The sequence below is a fragment of the uncultured Cyclobacterium sp. genome, from assembly GCF_963976465.1.
Classification (GTDB): domain Bacteria; phylum Bacteroidota; class Bacteroidia; order Cytophagales; family Cyclobacteriaceae; genus Cyclobacterium.
The window spans coordinates 1-19,180 of record NZ_CAXBOC010000027.1; the positions used below are offsets into that span (position 1 = coordinate 1).

The following is a 19,180-nucleotide window of genomic DNA, read 5'->3' on the forward strand; positions in this document are numbered from 1 at the left end:
ATTATTGTATTTCATATTATTAGCTCTTTTTAGATTAGAAATTAACATTAACTCCTAAAATGAAATTTGTAGGATTAGGATATTGATATTTATCAATATTCTGAACATTAGATCGCCCTTTATCCAGCGAACTACCTTCAGGATCATACCCTTCCATCTCTATTGCCGTTAACAGGAAGAAGTTTTCCATAGAGTAGTAAACCCTCAAATTGCTAATACCTACTAATTCAGAAAATGTGTAGCCTATCGAAGCTGCTTGTCCTCTGATAAATGCTGCATTATAAATTTCGTGGGTATCAGTAAAGGAATCGTAACGCGCACCGGCATTACCCGCTCTAACCTGAGCTACTATTGTTCCCTCCTGATGGTCGGGACGCCAGGCGTCTAGAACCCTGTTTACCATACCTGACACAAATTGGCGGTCTTCAGCAGACTCATGTACAATGGCTTTGTCTACTCCACCGACAAACTGTATCGTAATGTTCGCATCAAAATTCCCATAAGTGAATGAGTTGATAAACCCACCATACACTCTAGGATAGGAATTTCCAATAATATTACCATCGGAAATTAATTCGATTTTCCCGTCCTGATTTACGTCTTCAAACTTCAGGTCACCAGGTACCCTGCCATAGCGTGCAGCCAAAGCAGCTTCTTGTGTGCTGTATACACCCATACGGTTAAGCCCAAAGAAGGAACCTATTGGTTCTCCAACTCTATAAACTGAAGTAGCATTTCCTGCACCGGTATCAACAAAAACGTCGGCGTTATTAGGCCCTAATTTCAAAATCTTATTCCGATTGGCAGACACCGTCAAGCGGGAGCCCCATGTGAAGTTTGGCCTTTGAATATTGGTAGTTGCCAATCCAATTTCTACTCCCTTGTTTTCCACTTCTCCCAAGTTTACAAAAGCACTTCCGGGTGCACTTGATTGTGGCAATGGAAGATTAAACAACATGTCCCTAGTTGTTTTATGGTAGTAGTCAGCAACGATATTGAACCTGTCATTGAACAGGCTAAGGTCTATTCCAATGTCCCATTGAAAAGTAGTTTCCCATTTTAAGTCCGGATTACCTGTAGATCCCGGATAGAAACCTGATCTTAAGCCATCCCCAAACATCACATTCGTCGTGTTGATATACCTTTGGGTTACAAAACTTCCGATCTCCTGATTACCTGTCTCACCAACACTGGCCCGAACCTTAAGGTTAGAGATTACCCTGTTATCTTTCAAAAACTCTTCATTGGAAATGGTCCAACCCAATCCAATTGATGGAAAGAATGTATATTTATTATTGGGGCCAAACTTTGAAGAACCATCCATACGCCCGGTTGCTGTCAACATGTATTTGTTATCAAAAGCATAGTTGACCCGTGCAAAGTATGAATTAAGAGCACTTCTTTGATTTGATGAATACACTTGAGGTGTATTGGCACCAGCATTTAAATTGTTAAAACCATAAAAGTTTGATGGGAAATTGGAAGCTCGCGCTTCAACCCAATCCATTTGAGTTTCCTGCCAGGAAAGGCCGAGTACACCGGAAAATGAATGCTTGTCAATAATTTTATCATAATTGAAATAGTTTTCATTTTGCCAGTAAAACCACCTTTGATTACTTCCTCTGGCATCTGAACTCCTCGTTCCCTGAAAATCTCCATTAAACCATCTACTATCCTCACTTCTGTTATCTATGGCAAAATTAGATTTAAAGCTTAAGTTGTCAGTAATTTGAGCGTTTAGTACTATGCCTCCAGTCAACTGCTGGTTAAGATAGTATCCTTCTCTCTGATCAGTTGTGTACACAATATTTCTCCAATTTTCTCCAACCGGAAAATCTCTACCGGTACTCCAGGTACCTGCATAGATACCAAATTCAGGATCATCCGGATATTTGGTGGGCAAGATTGGCCAGGTCTCGGAAACCGTACGAAGTTGATCATCGCCTCTAGTGTTTTTTGCCCTGGAATACAAAATATTGGTGCTTACGCCCAACCATTTATTCAATTCAATATCTGTTGTAAATCGTGCATTGGTACGCCTGTAATAAGATTGCATCAAAAGGCCATCCTGATCCGTATGCCCCAAAGCAAATGAGTATTTTGCAGTTGCAGTTCCACCACTCACATCAATATAATGATCTTGTGAAAAGGAGTTATCAAAAGCAATGTCCTCCCAGTTTGAATAATACCTGGGTTTGTAATAATTTCCATCATTCCCAACCAGGTCCATAAAATACTCTCCTTGTTGAACTTGTTCAAATAAATGTGGCATTTCAGACCATGAAGCACCTGTGCCTTTCCCCCCTCTAAAATCCTTTGATTTATCTAGCGTGCCATATTTAGGAGTATTGGTAAAGGCTTGCTCATAGAGGTAGAAAAATTGGTCTGCAGTAACCGTATGATTGTGGCGCTGCATTGTCCCTAATGTTGCGGAGCCGTTGTAATTAACTTTCACTTCTCCAACTTCTCCTCGTTTGGTGGTTGAACAGTAATAGTGAATTTTCCTTTCCTGAAAAATTTGGAAACAAAGAGCGGAAAGTCTTTTTAGAAGGGGAGGCATTTATAGAAGTGGAGAAGGATAGCCTAAGACCCTTTAGGGTTGTTGCCCAGGGGTTGACGACGACTGCTTTAGGTACCTCCTTCAATATAAGGGAAAAAGGTGAAAAAGGAATTAGGATTTCATTGGTAACTGGTAAAGTTAAAATAAAGAACGTTTCCACAAGTGAAGATATCTATCTTAACCCTGGAGAAGAATTATATCGAGATCCTGTTACAGGAGAAAAAAATATCCGGAAATTCAATACCCAAACCATTGCATCTTGGAAAGATGGGACCATCCTATTCGAAAAATCGAACCTATTGGAGGTTGTGGCTATACTGGAAAATTGGTATGGAGTAAAGATCGCCGTTCAAAATCCTGAGAATGCATCATGGGAATTTTCTGGTGAATACCATAAGCAAAGCCTTGAAAATGTTTTGAAAAGTATGGGGTATGTACAGAATTTTGAATATGACCTAGATGGGAAAAATGTTACAATTAAACTATAAGGGTAGGATACCATTAATGCCACCATAATAAAGCCGGCTGGATAAATCCAACCGGCTTTGGGAGGTCTAAAGATGGAGAACATTGGGGAATGGAGCCATCTGAAGACCAAGCATATTGAAATAAATTCCAATAAACATTCAAAAATATGAAAAATAAACTACTAAAGACAATTACTATGTTGTCCAAAGGCTTTTTATATGGCTTAATTTTGCAAATGCTACTGGTCAATTTCTCCAGTATCATGCAGGCAAAGGGGCAATACAAGGGTATAGAAGAGGTAACCATCCGTTTATCAGCCCCTTTACTTACCATTAGGCAATTTTTTAAAGAGGTGGAGAGAGAAACTCCTTTTAAATTTGCTTACGATAATAAAAGATTAGATCAATCACAGGTTATCCATTTTGACAGTCAATCTGGTACGGTTGAGGAAGGTCTTATTACAGTAGGTAAGCAGTTAAATATACGTTTTAGGCAAATAAATCATATTATTGATGTTTTTCATCATAAGAAGGAGGGTGGCCATCCTCAGATAGTTCAGGAGTGGGACACAGTTACAGGGACGGTGAAGGATCAAAATGGGGAAGCAATTCCTGGCGCCACTATCCTGGTAGTGGGAACCAATACGGGTACAGCCACAGATTTAGAAGGTAACTTCACTTTGGAGGTAGATGAAGGGGCTGTACTTCAAATTTCTTTTATAGGTTATCAATCCCAACGGGTTACTGTTTCCAATCAGACGAATTTAAATATTATCTTGGAGGAAAATCATTCCTCTCTGGAAGAAGTGGTGGTTGTAGGGTATGGTACCCGTGAAAGAAAAGACCTTACAGGTGCTATTTCTCAAATTAATTCAGAGGAGATAACCAAAACGGCCAGCCTTACTCCTGAGATGGCAATGCAGGGTAAGATGGCAGGAGTATTTGTTTCTAATCCAGGTTCAAATCCAAATGCCCGGCCATCGATTCGAATTAGAGGAGTGAGTACTTTGGGATACAACGATCCTTTATTTGTTATAGATGGAATACCCTTGGTAGAAGGCGGAGCTGCCTCTGGAGATGCACGAAACCAGGACTTGAGAGGCAATGTGAACGTATTTAACCTAATTAATCCCAATGACATAGAATCCATATCGGTTTTAAAGGATGCATCCGCCACCGCCATTTATGGTGTTCGAGCCTCCAATGGTGTAATTCTTATCACCACTAAAAGAGGTTCAAAGGGGAAACCTAAGGTCAGTATATCATCACGTTATGGTGTCCAAAACATAAAAAATGATTGGGATGTTATGAATACTCAGGATTATGTAGAAACTTATTTGGAAGCATTAAACAATAATCCTGCAGCGTCTCCAGACCCCAATTATTTCCGATTTTATGATAGCAGTTCCCCGGAATATTTAGGAAATAGTCCTTATTATACGGATGAATGGTTAAATGCTACAAGGGTGAAGAATGCGGTTATCCAGGACCATAATGTTTCCATTACTGGGGGCAACGAAATGTCCAATTACGCTGTTGGAGCAGGTTTTTCAGGTCAGGAAAATGCGATGTATACCAGTACCTTCAACAGGTATTCAGCCTATGTCAATTCGGACCATCAAATTGCCAGTTGGTTAAAAGTAGGAGAATCGTTTCGGTTTGTGTATTCCCAAACGGAGGAAGATGGGGGAGCAGGGTTAAATACGGCTTTTTCTGCACCCTGGCAACCCTTATATGATCCTTCCGGATTTAGAGGCTATGCTACACCAGGCAGGATGGTAGGTGATGGTTTTTTAAGCAATGTTATGGTGGTGCCACGAGAAATAATTTTCTTGCCATTTCTGAACTGAATAGGCAACAAAGAGACATGGTTCGGAATATAGGCTCTTTTTATGCAGAGGCTACTCCAATTGAAGGTCTACGACTGAGAGGTACATTTAGTTTTGATCAATTTTCGAATACCCAACAAAGGTATTATGATCAAAGGCGTGGTGTTTTTGAAGCCAATCAGGGCGTGCCTTATTCCGGTGAAGGCAACACTTACCGAAGAAGGATCAATGAAAATATCAACATTGTAAAAGAGTTCTTAATCGGATACAATAAAGCTTTTGGTGACCATAGCATTGATTTGATTCTCAATGCAATGGACCAAAAAGTGCAATGGAACAATACCCAGTTTGGGATCGATCAAAATTCTCCCCTACCTGATTGGGATCAAAGAAGGATCGATGAAGGCTGGGCTAGAGAAGATAAAGGATTACTTTTTGAACGGTCACCATCAGGTCTTCAAGGGTATATGGGAAGATTGAGTTATAATTACAACAGCAAATACTACCTTGATGCCACTGTCAGAAGGGATGGCACCTCTAAATTTGGTCATGGATACAAATGGGGAACTTTTCCCAGCTTTGGTGCTGCCTGGAGAATTTCGTCCGAGAATTTCGCAAATCAAAGTTTTATTAATGATTTGAAATTAAGAATTGGGTGGGGAAAAACAGGAAATCAAGAGACGCGTGATTTTGCGTATTTGTCCCTGGTTAACTTTAATCCTGTATACGCTCTTGGGTCCGGAGGAAGTGCTATAGGTGATGGACTGATTCAGTCTGCTGCAGCTTTGGGTGATTTCCCTATAGTAGACATGAGTTGGGAAACTGTCACTACTTCCAATATAGGTATAGATGCCTTAATGTTCAATAACCGACTTTCACTTACGATGGAGTACTATCGAAGATATACAGATGGTATCCTGCAGACAATTAATATCCCTCAGGTAATAGGAGCTTTGTCTCAACCGGTGGTCAACCTTGCCAACGTAGACAATAGAGGGTTTGAATTGCAGGGGTCATTCGAGAATAATTTGGGTCCATTCAATTATTCAATAGGTGCCAATTTGACTACTGTTAGAAATAGGGTTTCCAACCTATACCAAGGCAGGCCTTCGGGAGGAAATTATGACAGAATAGAAGAAGGAAGATCAATGAATTTTTTGAGGGGATATATCACTGATGGCATTTTCCAAACCGAAGAGGAAGTAGCCAATTGGCTGGAAGCCAATGATGATCCTGGTTATGAAGCCCAAAAATCTCCTGGAGATATTCGGTTTGTGGATATTCAAGGGCCTCCTGAAGCATCTGATGGGGAAAATGCGTTTTTTAGCCCAAATCCGGACGGAAGAGTGGATGCCTTTGACCAGACTTTTATTGGGAAGACCATTCCAGGCTATTATTACGGCATAAATTTAGGGTTAAAATATAATAATTTTGATTTCACTATAGATTTCAGGGGAATGGGAGACGTTCAGCGGATTTTCACCAATGGGCTTCAAAGTGTAGGTGCTGGAGGTGGAAATTTCCTGGTAGATTACTTAGACCGCTGGACCCCAACCAATCCTTCAAATACGATTCCAAGGGCAATTACTGATGATCCCTCAGGGAATAACCGAATAGCCGACAGGCATGTGACAGATGCCGGGTTTTTCCGGTTCCAAAATTTTCAGTTGGGTTATAATGTATCAGGGAACCTACTTTCAAGACTAGGTGTAAGTAATTTAAGGGTCTATATGATGGGTCAAAATCTTTTAGTATTTAGCCCTTTTCCTGGACTCGATCCTGAAAACGATACTACACCTACTACCTATATCATGGGTGTTAACCTTGGCTTTTAATAAAAACCGAAATAAAAATGAAAAACATATATTACATTATTAGTTTCATAATTTGTGCAGGATTTATTTTTACTTCCTGTGATGATTCTACAATCGAATTGGATCCTATTGGAGATACGGAGGCAGGGTTTTTCCAAACAGAGGATCAAATGACTCAGGCTGTATTGGGGGTATATCAAAAGGTAACATTTTTTTATACTTTCAGAGGAGGTCAGAATAATTTTTTGCAGGGAATTTGGCAGTTGCCCAGTGATGATCTTACCACGGAAGCCAATCATGCTTATGAGTTTTTTTCAGGTCTTAACGGAAATAATGGGCAATTAAATAACTTTTACAGGTTTTCTTACCAATTAATTTCAAGGGCCAATACCTTACTTGAAAAAATTGAAGAAAACGGAACCATTGCCTATGAAAATCAACCTGAATTAAGAGATTACCATCGTGGTGAAGCATTGTTCTTAAGGTCCTGGATGTACTTCAGGCTTTGGAATACTTATGGGACAGCTCCTTTGGTGAAGGAAAGAATTGTTGCACTTGAAAATGCATTTCCACCCAATTCTCAAGGAACGGAATTACTGGATCAGGCCATTAATGACCTGGAAGAAGCTGCGCAATTATTACCAGAAATCTGGGATGATGCCAATTCTGGGAGGGTCACCCGTAATTCAGCATTGGGATTCAGGGGGAAGATATTGGTCTTTAGAGGAACTGTCGCAGGGGATAATACAGATTTCATATCTGCTATTCAGGATTTTGATGCCATGAATGGCGTGTCTCTAACTGCCAATTATGGAGATAATTTTAATGCAGCCATGGAAAATAATGAAGAATCCCTATTTGAGTTTCAGGCCAATAATCAGTCGTCCATGAATAATGCATTTTTGGACAATGACAGCTTTGCTGTAGTGGGAGATATTGGTGCCTATTATGGTCAATTCGCTAGAAGGCCCACCTGGATAGGTAATGCTGTTTATTCTGCCACTCCTTCACTTATCAATGAATTTGATAAAGAAGATCCTAGAATTAATTATATTTTTGACATGGAGCCCGGCCTAGTCACCAATGTGGTTAAATATATCAAAGATGGGAATTGGACCGATGCTCCTGGTGGAGCCAATGGATCCAGCCGTAACAACCCAAGAATTCTTAGGTATGCAGATGTACTACTCTTAAAGGCAGAGGCCATAGTACGCTCGGGAGGTAATCTTTCTGATGCAATTACCATTATAAATCAAATCAGGGAACGTGCAAGAATGTCCGTAGAAAATGGAATTCCGTCACCAGAACCAGCAGATTATTCACTTTCGGGTATGGATGATAATACTGTTTTGGATTGGATTTTCAAAGAAAGAAGAATGGAATTAGCTTGTGAGGAAGGGCATAGATGGTACGATTTGCGAAGAAGACATATGGCTGGTGAAATCGATTTGCTAACCTGGGACTTCGATAGTAAAAGAATTGATCTCGAATTTGAAGATTACCATGTAAATTTTCCATTGCCAGAAATCGAGGTTATAGAAAATGAGAATATGAATCAAAATGCCGGATATTAATATCCTTTTCCTTAAAATTTAACCTAGACCCCAGAATGTGGTATGAAAAATACTGACAGCTCTGGGGTTTTTACTTTTTTCTGAAGGTATTTTTTAAAGTGGTAGATCTATTACTATCAAATGTTTTATCTATAATCGATCAATCTCAACTAGCCTACTAATAGAGTTCTTTAAACGACAGTTACGGTCTCCTGCCTGATTTAAGGTTGGTATTTCCGGAAAATTGGGCTAGACTCCTAACAATTCATGGAGAATTACCTTCTACAGGTGCTAAGTTCAAAAAAAGCGCATTTAATTTTAAAATTATGGTGAATTCCAGCTTGGTGGAAGAAGTGATTTAATTTGAGGAAACCTGTGGTCAACTGTTATACCTTTTATCAAAACTAGTTCAAAACGAATCGTTAAAAGGAAATTTGATTTTCTAGACTGTGTGGAAATAGGAGGCATTAGACCGAATTGTTCTCAAATTAAATTATACAATTTTAGTTTTTAAAATATATTTTGTTATTATTTTTTATCCGAATTATCCTTATATTGAAAAACAATATTTCAATAAACCCTTCAATGCCGCTATTTAAAATTGATCCGTTTTCAGGTGAAATTCCTGATTTCAGAAATTCTGGATACTCCTTCATGGAAAGGATTACACTATGGGGTAATATTGTTTCTGATATTTGTGTAATATATATTCAGAAATATATGCAGTTTTTTAACGATTTTTTTGCTTATGAAATCAGTCAATATTTGGATAAATATCTCTCTTTGAAGGGTGAAATTGATTTGTTTTTTGAAATCAAGTGTCAACGATTTACAATTAGTAATACAATCAATGCGAATAAATATTTACTAAATAAATCCAATCGCATAATTCATCGACAATTTTCGAAATGGATTTAAAGAAGACGTGGGAGTTCAATTGGAGGAGAACAATTCAAGATGGTACCGTCAAGGGAACAAGCACATTAAAATTTGAAATAAAATCCAATAAACCCTTAAAAATATGAAAAGAAAATTACTTCAGACAATCTTGTTGTTGTCTAGAGGCTTATTGTACGGTTTAATTTGCCTAATGTTGGTGGTTAATTTCACCAGTGTTATACATGCAAAAGCCCAGTATAGAAGCATAGAGGAAGTAACCATTCGGATATCAGCCCCATCAAGTATAGGGGAGTTTTTTAAAGAAGTAGAAAGGAAGACTCCTTTTAAATTTGCATTTGATGATCAAAGGTTAGACAAGTCCCAGATTGTACGTTTCGATATACAGAAAGGAACTGTAGAAGAGAGCTTGATCGTTGTAGGCAATCAATTAAAACATAGCTTTCCTCAGATGAAAAATACGATTGATGTAATCAAGCGTATTGAAACTGTAGCAAAAAATCCTATAATTAGAGAATTTAAACCGATTACGGGTACGGTTACGGACGAAAATGGAGAGGCAATACCTGGTGCTACCGTTCTGATCGTTGGTACCAATACAGGTACAGCTACTGACATAGACGGGAACTTTAGCTTAGATGTGGAAGAAGGTGCAGAGATATTGATTTCTTTTATCGGTTTTGAGCCTCAAAAGGTGGTAATAGGAAACCAAAGCAAGCTTACCATAACAATGTCAGAGGATCAATCCTCTTTGGATGAAGTGGTGGTCGTGGGTTACGGAACCCAGAAAAGTAGGGATCTGACTACGGCTGTAGCCAAACTTTCCGGAGAAAAGCTTGAAGACAGAACAGGAACGATAACTCGGGTTGACCAGGCATTAATAGGTGCATTGGCGGGAGTGAGGGTTCAGGAGGTTTCAGGTCAACCAGGCCGAGCATTGAGTATAAAAGTGAGAGGCACTGGCTCTATAACTGCAGGATCAGAACCATTGTATGTTGTGGATGGTGTGCCCATTTCAGGGGATTTAAATAATATTGCTGTAGGCAATATAGAAAGTATAGAAGTATTGAAAGATGCTGCTGCATCAGCCATCTATGGATCAAGAGGTGCCAATGGTGTTGTAATCATTACTACCGAGAGAGGGGCTTCCGGAGCCCCTGTTGTATCATTTAAAACCAGATATGGCTTTCAACAAGTTGCAAAAACTTATGATGTATTAAATAGGGATGAGTGGATAGATTTTGCTGTTGAGGAAAGGAACAATACGTATTTATTGAATGGAGGAGACCCTAATGTTCCCTATGATGAAAGACCTGGAGGGAGCAGAATAAACCCAGAATGGATTTCCAATCCCGAAAGTTTTCCGGATACAGATTGGCAAGCTTTGATTTCAAGAACTGCCCCCATACACAATTCGCAATTATCAATTTCTGGCGGTACTGAAAATACTACCTATAGTGTTTATGCAGATGTCTTCCAACAGGAGGGAGTTATAAAGCATACAGATTATAATCGGTATTCATTTAAAGTAAATGTAGAAACCAAAATTCATGAGAAAGTGAAAATTGGTTTAAATATAAGTCCAAGTTATTCCATCCAAAATGAGGCTGACGCAGAAAATGTGGGAGGGCCTATATCAAGGGCTAAATTTTTAGCCCCGATAGTTGAACCTCATTTGGGAACAATTAATACCGGTGGAGAGCCATATACGAGAACAGATATTCTTGTTAATCCATTGGCTTGGCTGGAAGAAACGGATGATAAAACCAAACGGTTTAGAACTATCGGAAGCTTTTATGTGGATTTAGAAATTATAAAAAATTTAAGTTTAAGAAATGCTACTTCCGCTGATTACTCGAGTGGTAGCAATAGTTTTTACAAGACCAATAATGTAAATAGAAACAATGGGAGCTACGCACAAGCTGCTACTTTATTGAACACCAATTTGTTGAATGAGACATTATTGAGTTATTCCATCGGTAATGACAACTATGATTTTACGGCAATAGCTGGTTTTTCCGCTCAGAAATTCCGAAATGAAAATACTTTTAGTGAAGTAAGGGGATTTCCGGATGATTTGGTCAAAACGTTAAATGCCGGAACAGAATTAATTGCTGCCCAATCTACAGCTAGTGAACACAGTCTTTTGTCTTATTTTTCACGTGCGACCTACAGCTTAAATGATCGCTATCTGGTTACTGCAAGTATCAGAAGGGACGGTTCTTCCAGATTTGGAGGCAATAACAAATGGGGTTGGTTTCCATCAGTATCTATGGGCTGGAGGATCTCGGAAGAAAGTTTTATGAATAACATTAATGCACTGAATAATTTAAAATTGAGGGCGAGTTATGGTGCCACCGGAAATTATAATATCCCCAACTATGGATATATAGGAACTCTATCGCAAACAAATTACGTGTTGGGTGATGGAACAGGGAATTTAATAGGAGGTTTGAGTCCTTCCTCTTTTAGTAACCCTGAGCTAAGCTGGGAAAAAAACAACACTTTGAATATTGGTGTAGATATGGGCTTTCTCGAAAACAGATTCACATTAGGTGTAGACTTATACAGAAGTATAACTCGTGATCTACTCCTCAACGTCCCAATTCCTGTCATTTCAGGATTTAGTAGCACTTTGCAAAATATAGGTAAAGTAGAAAATAAAGGAGTGGAATTTGAATTAGGAGCAAGAGTAGTCAGTACCAGTGATTTTTCGTGGAGAATTGATGGGAATTTATCTTTTAATAGGAACAAGGTTTTGGAATTAGGTCCAGAAGGAGCCTCAATTCCGGGATTTGCAAGGGGAACTTCTGTAACGATCACTCAGATAGGCTCTCCAATTGGTAGTTATTTTCTTATTCCAGTAGCCGGAGTTTTCATGAGTGAAGAAGAGTTAAATGCTAGCCCCAAGTCAAAAACACAAAATGTGGGTGACTTAAAATATGTAGATACCAATGAAGACGGTGTAATAACTGATGATGATAAACAGATCGTTGGGAAAAATCAGCCTGATTTTACCTGGGGCTTATCTCAAACTATTCAATACAAAAATTTTGATTTAAGTGTAATGGCTTATGGAGAATCAGGAAACAATTTGATTAATGAAAGCCAAGGTGGAGCAGGTCGTTCCCATGTAGGAAATGTATTAGGTTATTGGAGAGACAGGTATGTTTCAGCAGAAAACCCCGGAGATGGAAACACGCCAAGGGCTGCTGTTACTTCTAATTTGACCACTCCTTCAACCTTTTGGATGTTTGATGGTAGTTTCTGGAGAATCAGAAATGTTTCTTTAGGCTATAATGCTCCCGAGTCCTTCTTAGGGAATTTTAAAGGAGCAGTATCAGGATTAAGAGTTTATTTAAGTGCTGAAAATGTATTTACCAAAGACAATTATTTTGGTAACCCGCAAACCGGAGTAAGGAACAACAGCCTTTTGGTACCCGGTATTGACGCAACAAATACTTACCCTTTGGCCAAATCACTTGTTTTGGGTTTAAACATTACATTTTAATAATTAAGAAAAATGAAATTTATATATAAATATGCATTCATTTCCCTTGGGATTCTTTTCTCATGTTCAGAAGATTATCTCAATCTGGCGCCTATTTCTAATAGAAGCGTGGAAGGGTTTTATAATAATCAGGAAGAATTAAACCAAGCCTTAATGGGAGTCTACGATGGGCTTCAATCTACTCAAACAAGTGTGTATGCAATGTTGATGAAAGAGCAACGTTCAGACAACACCTTTCAGCAATCCCTCTTGTATAACTTTCACTCCATAATCCATTTTAACGAATCAGCAGAGAATACGCAGCTTTACCCTGCTTGGTCAGGCTTGTATGAATCCATTTACCACTGTAATGTTTTTCTGGAAAAGATTGAAGGAGTAAGCTTCGAAAATGATCAGGTAAAAGAGCAGATGAAAGCAGAAACCAAAGTGATTAGGTCCTTGTATTATTTTGACTTGGTAAGGTATTTTGGAGGGGTTCCGATTGTTACTAAACCTTTATCTATTACAGAATCACTTCAGTATGACCGAAATTCCATAGAAGAGGTTTATGCAACCATCATATCGGATTTAGAAGAGGCAGCAGCGGACTTACCTCAAACCTATGCCCCACAAGATGAAGGAAGAATTACTTCTTTGGCTGCAAAAGCCCTTTTGGGTAAAGTGTATTTAACCAAGAGTGGGTATCCTTTGAATTCTGGTGAATGGGAAAAGGCAAAGGTTTTGTTAGAGGAAGTCATTAATTCAGGGCAATTTGAATTTTTCTCTAAATATTCAGATGTGTTTGATATTGCCAATGACAATGGCAAACAGTACGTTTTTTGGGTTCAATTTAATTCAGATGCTCAAGGGGAAGGTAATCCTATTCCTAGAATTCAAGCGGCCAATAATATTGACCGAAACGACCCTGTTTTAGGCGTTTCCTCAGGAGGATCTCCGCTAAGCCCAATTGTCTCTCAGGATTTCATAAATAGTTTTGAAGAGGGTGATGTAAGGCTTGCCCACACCGTTCAAATGCAGTGGCTTCAAAACGATGGGGTGATGTTTTATACTCCCTTTTCTAAAAAGTTTGTTTCAGGGAATTCCGGTCCACAGAATAACTGGGATATAAATTGGCCTGTCATTCGGTACACAGATGTACTGATGATGTACGCAGAGGTACTAAATGAGATTGCTTATACGCCAAATGGAAAAGCTTTTGAAATTTTAAATCAAGTTCGAGAAAGAGCTGGTTTGGATCCCAAAGGAACCAATGATGTACCTGATCAAGCGTCATTTAGAAACTGGATATTAAATGAGAGAAGATTTGAATTTGCCTTTGAACACCAGAGATGGCACGATTTGGTTAGAACTGATCAGGGTTTATCCGTAATGAAGAATTTTTTGATGGAATATAGACTTGATGGTAATGTAACCAAGGAGAAATACCTTTACCCAATTCCTTCAAGAGTAATCCAAACCAACCCAATTATTACTCAAAATCCTGGTTTTCAATAAAGCAGAAGCATACTTGATACCTGTCCCAGTTTTTGTTTTGAGAGGTTTAAAGGATAATTCATCAGGCCATTTGGAGGTTTCAAATTAGCAGGGCTAAATTGTAATCTCCAGATGGCATTGAATACTTTCTGTTTAGTGATTTCACCACCTAGTTTATTACAGGTAAACCCCAACTACGATTGCCCCATAAAATAAAGAATATGAGAAACTTACTTTACGGATTTATTTTTTTGGTTTCACCTCTTATTTCATGTAGTGACCAGACAAATTCCCAAGGGGAGCTTTCTTCAGTATTAAGAGAACATGCCATCGAACAACTCCATTCGGTTTTGTACAGTGATTTGAAGTGGGAAAAAATTCATGCAGCAGAGTACCTATTGGCACTTGACTATCAGACAGGCGTAGATAGTGTTTTTAAAAAAGAAGAATTAAAATTTGGCAATGAACCCTATTATAGAATTGGAATATGGAGGGTGTTGGCTCAATCTGGTGGGAACGATGATTTTAAAAAGGTTTGGATAGATAAAATTAGGGAAGTCTATCAGGACAGCCTTTCACAAGATAGGATTCATGCGGTGGAAGCACTGGCGAAGCTTGAAATATCTCCCAATATCGAGATACAGACAAATGATGAAATTTTATATGTATTTAGCACATGGGCTCATGCCTATTCATCCGAATCCAGAAAAAAGCAAAGCATAGCGGATTTGATGGAAATTTTAAAAGGGGAGGAACATTCTGAGAGGGCTAGAAAGTTAGCTGCTTATGCATTAAGAAAGATAAAAGGGATCAGTACCTCAGATTGGGATCAATTAACTGATTTGGCATTAAGTCAACCTGAAATTTCTGATTTTCAGGTTTATTTGACTTCTTTAAGTTGGATTACTGCTCCGAAGGATTCTTTATCAGTTCCTAGGATGGAAAAGCTAAAGAATCTTTTGTCAAATGGGGGCAAGGACAATCTAATTTATCAAAGAGAATATGCCTATACCTTGGGCGAGAAAGGTAGTAATCTTGATCTGGATTTACTGGAGAAAATGGCCAATTTAAACCCTGACAAGGATAACCCCTCCTATAATCAACTTATTGATTTAAAAGTTACGGCTGCCTATGCCTTGCTGCGGATTGAACGAAGGGTGGAGGCTACACTTTCATGGATTGACTGGCTCGTCATTTCCTTGTATGGGGCCCTGATGTTGGGCATAGGATATTTCTACTCAAAGGTCAATAAGACCAAAGAGGACTATTTATTGGGAGGAAGGAAGATGAATTCCGTGTCTATTGGCATATCACTCTTTGCCACTTTACTTAGTACCGTGAGTTATTTGTCCTACCCGGGAGAAATGATCAAATATGGGCCGGTAATTTTCGCTGGAATGTTAGGCTTTCCAATCGTTTATTTTGTTGCCGGCTGGTGGTTGATCCCTAGAATAATGGCAATGAAAGTGACGAGTGCCTATGAAATATTGGAATTGAAACTGGGTTTAAGCATCAGGATGTTGGCCATCTTTATGTTCCTTTCCTTACGGTTCCTTTGGATGGCTACTATTATTTATGTCACCATTGATATAACTTTTCTTACGGTTGTTCCTATAGACCCAAGTTATGTCCCTTTAGTCAGTATCTTATTAATGGTTATAACCATTGTTTATACTTCAATGGGTGGCTTAAAAGCAGTTGTGGTAACCGATGTAGTTCAAACGGTAGTGTTTTTGGGAGGAGCTTTTCTGAGTATTTTGATTGTAAGTATACATTTTGGATCGGTAAGTTCATGGATACCTACGGAATGGCCGGCCTACTGGAAGCCTATTCAATTTGGTTTTGATACCCAGGAAAGGACCACCATAGGGAATGCAGTTGTGATGTTATTTGCCTGGTATATCTGTACCACAGGCTCCGACCAAATGGCCATTCAAAGGTACTTGTCCACCAGAGACATTAAGGCAGCCAGGAAATCTTTAAAAGTTTCCTTGTACACCAATTTATTGGCTAAAGGTCTTCTAGGTCTTTTGGGGCTCGCAATGTTTGCTTTTTTCTCTAAGAACCAACATTTTTTAGCCGATGGCCAATCCTTTAGTGAACAGTCAGACACCTTGTTTCCAAGGTTTATATTGTTAGGATTACCGGTAGGGATATCTGGTTTGGTGATTGCAGGTCTGCTTGCTGCAGCCATGTCAAGCCTTTCCTCGGGCTTAAACTCCGTCTCAACGGTGATTTCTGAAGATATTTTCAATCGATTTTTTAAAAGAAAAAAAGAAGTTTCCTTCAAAGGCTCATTGCAACAGATTAAAATCCTTTCCTACTTAACTGGATTAATTGTAATTGGATTGAGCTTTTTTGTAGGCAGTGTACAAGGGAACTTGTTTGATATTGTGATTAAGGTGACCCACCTTTTTGTGGCACCTTTGTTTGTATTGTTTTTTATGGCGCTGTTTGTTCCTTTTGCCACTGAAAGAGGGACATTTCTGGGGGGAATAGTGGCCATTATTGTTGCTGTAGCAATTTCATTTTATGGTGTGTTGGGAATTACGGTGCTCTGGGTTTTACCCTTCTCCTTTTTTGCAGGAGCTATTGTCGCCTGTGCTATTAGTTTGATTAATAAAAAAGAATAAAAGATATGAATAGTAGCAAATGTTTAACGAAGTGGGAAGCAGGTCAACCGGTTTTGGGGATAACGCTTCATTTAACAGATCCTTCCGTTTTCGAACTTACCAGTTTAATGGGGATGGATGTTATTTGGGTTGACATGGAGCACCACTCTCATTCTATAGAAACGGTTAATGGCTTGATGAGGGCTGCAAGAGTTGGTTCGTCCGATCTTATGATAAGACCAGGAAATGGTGAGTACAACCAAATGGCCAGGTTGATGGAAGCAGGAGCCAATGGGATCATGTATCCGAGATGCCGTACGGTAAAGGAGGCAAAGCTTGCAGTGAAAAGCATTAAATTTCCTCCGATGGGAGAGAGAGGATTGGATGCCGCAGGTCCGGATGCCCATTATGGTTTAACACCATTGTCAGAATACCTGGTATCCTCCAATAAAGGAACCTTTTTGGTGATTCAAATTGAGGATCAGGAAGGACTTGTTGCTGCACAGGATATCGCAGAAGTAGAAGGAGTCGACTTGCTTTTCTTTGGCCCGGGAGACTTTAGTCTTCAAGGTGGATTCCCTGGGAAGTTCAATGATTCAAGATATTGGGATGCGGTGGGAAAAGTTGCTGACTCAGCCAAGAGTGCCGGTAAATTGTGGGGTACACCTGCCTTTTCATCTGAACATGCCAAGAAATTATTGGACATGGGAGCAATGCTAATTACCTATTCGAGTGATTTAAGTTTATTTCGTAAGCGATTGACTGAAATTAAAGATGAATTTAAACCTTTGGGAATCAATGTTTCATAAAGAATTTAGAGTTAATTGAATGTTATGATAAGGCGTAGGCAATTCTTAAAATCTTCTGTTTCAAAGGGTATTTCTCTGATGGTTATTCCTGGACTTGGAGGACTGAATTTTCAAACTTTCAGAAATAGAAGAAAATTGAAATACCAGCTTAAACATGATATACCGACCAAATTATATGATGGTAATAACTGCTGGGTTCATCCTCGCGCAGGGATAATTCCTGGTGCAGGGAAAAAAGGCAAACCAAAGGTCTTGTTTACGATGAATACCCATGATATTTCAGGAAGTGATGTATTCAAGGGTATGTACGGATTTCAAACGGATGATTTAGGAAAGTCCTATGCTGAGCCAAAAGCATTACCTCCGTTAAACCCTCGCTTCGAAACAATTGAGGGAAAAGAACATCCTGTAGCAGCCAGCGATTTTTGGCCCGCTTTTCATTCTTCCTCTAGAAAACTATTAGGCATAGGCCACACGGTGGTTTACACTCCTGAATGGAAGGTTATGGTTCCTCGTCCAAGACATACCTCCTATGCTGTATACGATGAGAAAAAGGACAAATGGGGCAATTGGAAGAAGCTCCAAATGCCTGGTGGGGAGCGGTTTTATTTTGCAGGAGCAGGTTCAGTACAAAGGTATGATGAAAGCGATGGGAGCATTTTATTGCCTATCTATTTTAATCCTCATCCGAATGGGAGCAGGCGATCTGACCGTATAGCTGTTTTGCGGTGTAGTTTTGATGGAGAAAACCTCAATTACCTAAGCCATGGTCAGGAAATTAGTATTGAAGACAATTCCCGAGGTTTACAGGAGCCCTCCTTGACAAAGTTCAAGGGCAAGTATTACCTAACCATGCGTAACGATCACAATGGATATGTAGGCAAAAGTCAGGATGGTTTGAATTTCGAACCGATTGTTTCCTGGAAATTTGACGATGGAACAAACTTGGGCAATTACAATACCCAACAACATTGGGTTACTCACAGTGAAGGCTTGTTTCTCGTTTATACCAGAAAGGGGGCAGACAATGACCATGTCTTTCGCCACCGTGCCCCCTTATTTATGGCTCAGGTAGATCCGGAAAAGCTTTGTGTTATCCGGGATACAGAGCGGGTTATTGTTGAAGAAAGAGGAGCCAGATTAGGGAATTTTGGTGTGACAAATGTTAGCCCTAACGAAACCTGGGTGACAGTGGCGGAGTGGATGCAGTTTTCAGGAAAGATAAAAACTCCTAGCTCAAATCTCGAGGTGGAAAATTATGGAAGCGATGGCAGTGTTTGGGTAGCTAAAATTCATTGGAATCAGTCTAATAAGTATTTTAAAATCTTATGAAATTTCTCTTAGCCCTTAATGCAATAATTAAAACTCGTCCATTATGGAGGCTATTTGTATGTTTAAATACTACCATTTCTAAAAATGGATAGAAAAGAGGAAAATAATAGCCTAAATCAAAAAGATCAATGTTGGTAATCAGAAACTTGCTTCAATTGTCTCGGGCATTGCACTGGGTGATCTGCTTTCTAATTTTTATAAATTATACCAATTCCTATGCAATATCATTTCCGAAAGATACTGTAATCGAGATTTCTAATCGAAAGGTTTACATCGCCTTGCCTGATAGAAATGAAAAAATGGTTGAAGCCCCATTATCGGTT

The 19,180-nt window shown here is 39.2% G+C and carries 11 protein-coding genes; 10 read left to right on the plus strand and 1 reads right to left on the minus strand.

Annotation, left to right across the window (positions count from 1 at the left end; all coding sequences use genetic code 11):
• Window positions 1-34 precede the first annotated feature (34 nt).
• On the minus strand, window positions 35-2,560 hold the full coding sequence (locus AAC037_RS02845; protein WP_339901491.1) for a SusC/RagA family TonB-linked outer membrane protein: 2,526 nt from the start codon (window positions 2,558-2,560) through the stop codon (window positions 35-37).
• Here AAC037_RS02845 and AAC037_RS02850 point away from each other — a divergent pair.
• The 10 genes from AAC037_RS02850 to AAC037_RS02895 all read left to right on the plus strand — a co-directional run.
• Window positions 2,482-3,048 (plus strand): FecR domain-containing protein, encoded by a 567-nt coding sequence (locus tag AAC037_RS02850; RefSeq protein ID WP_339901493.1) that lies wholly within the window; start codon window positions 2,482-2,484, stop codon window positions 3,046-3,048. The genes AAC037_RS02845 and AAC037_RS02850 overlap by 79 nt on opposite strands.
• Before the next feature lie 146 nt (window positions 3,049-3,194).
• On the plus strand, window positions 3,195-4,877 hold the full coding sequence (locus AAC037_RS02855) for a SusC/RagA family TonB-linked outer membrane protein (RefSeq protein WP_339901495.1): 1,683 nt from the start codon (window positions 3,195-3,197) through the stop codon (window positions 4,875-4,877).
• A 17-nt stretch (window positions 4,878-4,894) separates the two neighbouring features.
• Complete coding sequence (locus AAC037_RS02860) at window positions 4,895-6,691, plus strand: SusC/RagA family TonB-linked outer membrane protein (protein WP_339901497.1); 1,797 nt, start codon at window positions 4,895-4,897, stop codon at window positions 6,689-6,691.
• A gap of 17 nt (window positions 6,692-6,708) precedes the next feature.
• Complete coding sequence (locus tag AAC037_RS02865) at window positions 6,709-8,244, plus strand: RagB/SusD family nutrient uptake outer membrane protein (RefSeq protein ID WP_339901499.1); 1,536 nt, start codon at window positions 6,709-6,711, stop codon at window positions 8,242-8,244.
• A 1,000-nt stretch (window positions 8,245-9,244) separates the two neighbouring features.
• Window positions 9,245-12,631 carry a TonB-dependent receptor gene (locus AAC037_RS02870; protein WP_339901501.1) on the plus strand — a complete coding sequence of 1,129 codons (3,387 nt, stop codon included), beginning with the start codon at window positions 9,245-9,247 and terminating at the stop codon, window positions 12,629-12,631.
• A 12-nt stretch (window positions 12,632-12,643) separates the two neighbouring features.
• A complete protein-coding gene (locus tag AAC037_RS02875) occupies window positions 12,644-14,125 on the plus strand; it encodes a RagB/SusD family nutrient uptake outer membrane protein (RefSeq protein WP_339901502.1) in 1,482 nt (493 codons plus the stop codon).
• 200 nt (window positions 14,126-14,325) lie between these two features.
• Complete coding sequence (locus tag AAC037_RS02880; RefSeq protein WP_339901503.1) at window positions 14,326-16,737, plus strand: Na+:solute symporter; 2,412 nt, start codon at window positions 14,326-14,328, stop codon at window positions 16,735-16,737.
• A gap of 5 nt (window positions 16,738-16,742) precedes the next feature.
• Complete coding sequence (locus AAC037_RS02885) at window positions 16,743-17,525, plus strand: aldolase/citrate lyase family protein (RefSeq protein ID WP_339901504.1); 783 nt, start codon at window positions 16,743-16,745, stop codon at window positions 17,523-17,525.
• Between the two features lie 24 nt (window positions 17,526-17,549).
• Complete coding sequence (locus AAC037_RS02890; RefSeq protein ID WP_339901505.1) at window positions 17,550-18,857, plus strand: exo-alpha-sialidase; 1,308 nt, start codon at window positions 17,550-17,552, stop codon at window positions 18,855-18,857.
• A gap of 128 nt (window positions 18,858-18,985) precedes the next feature.
• On the plus strand, window positions 18,986-19,180 hold a 195-nt coding region (locus AAC037_RS02895), incomplete at its 3' end, for a hypothetical protein (protein ID WP_339901506.1).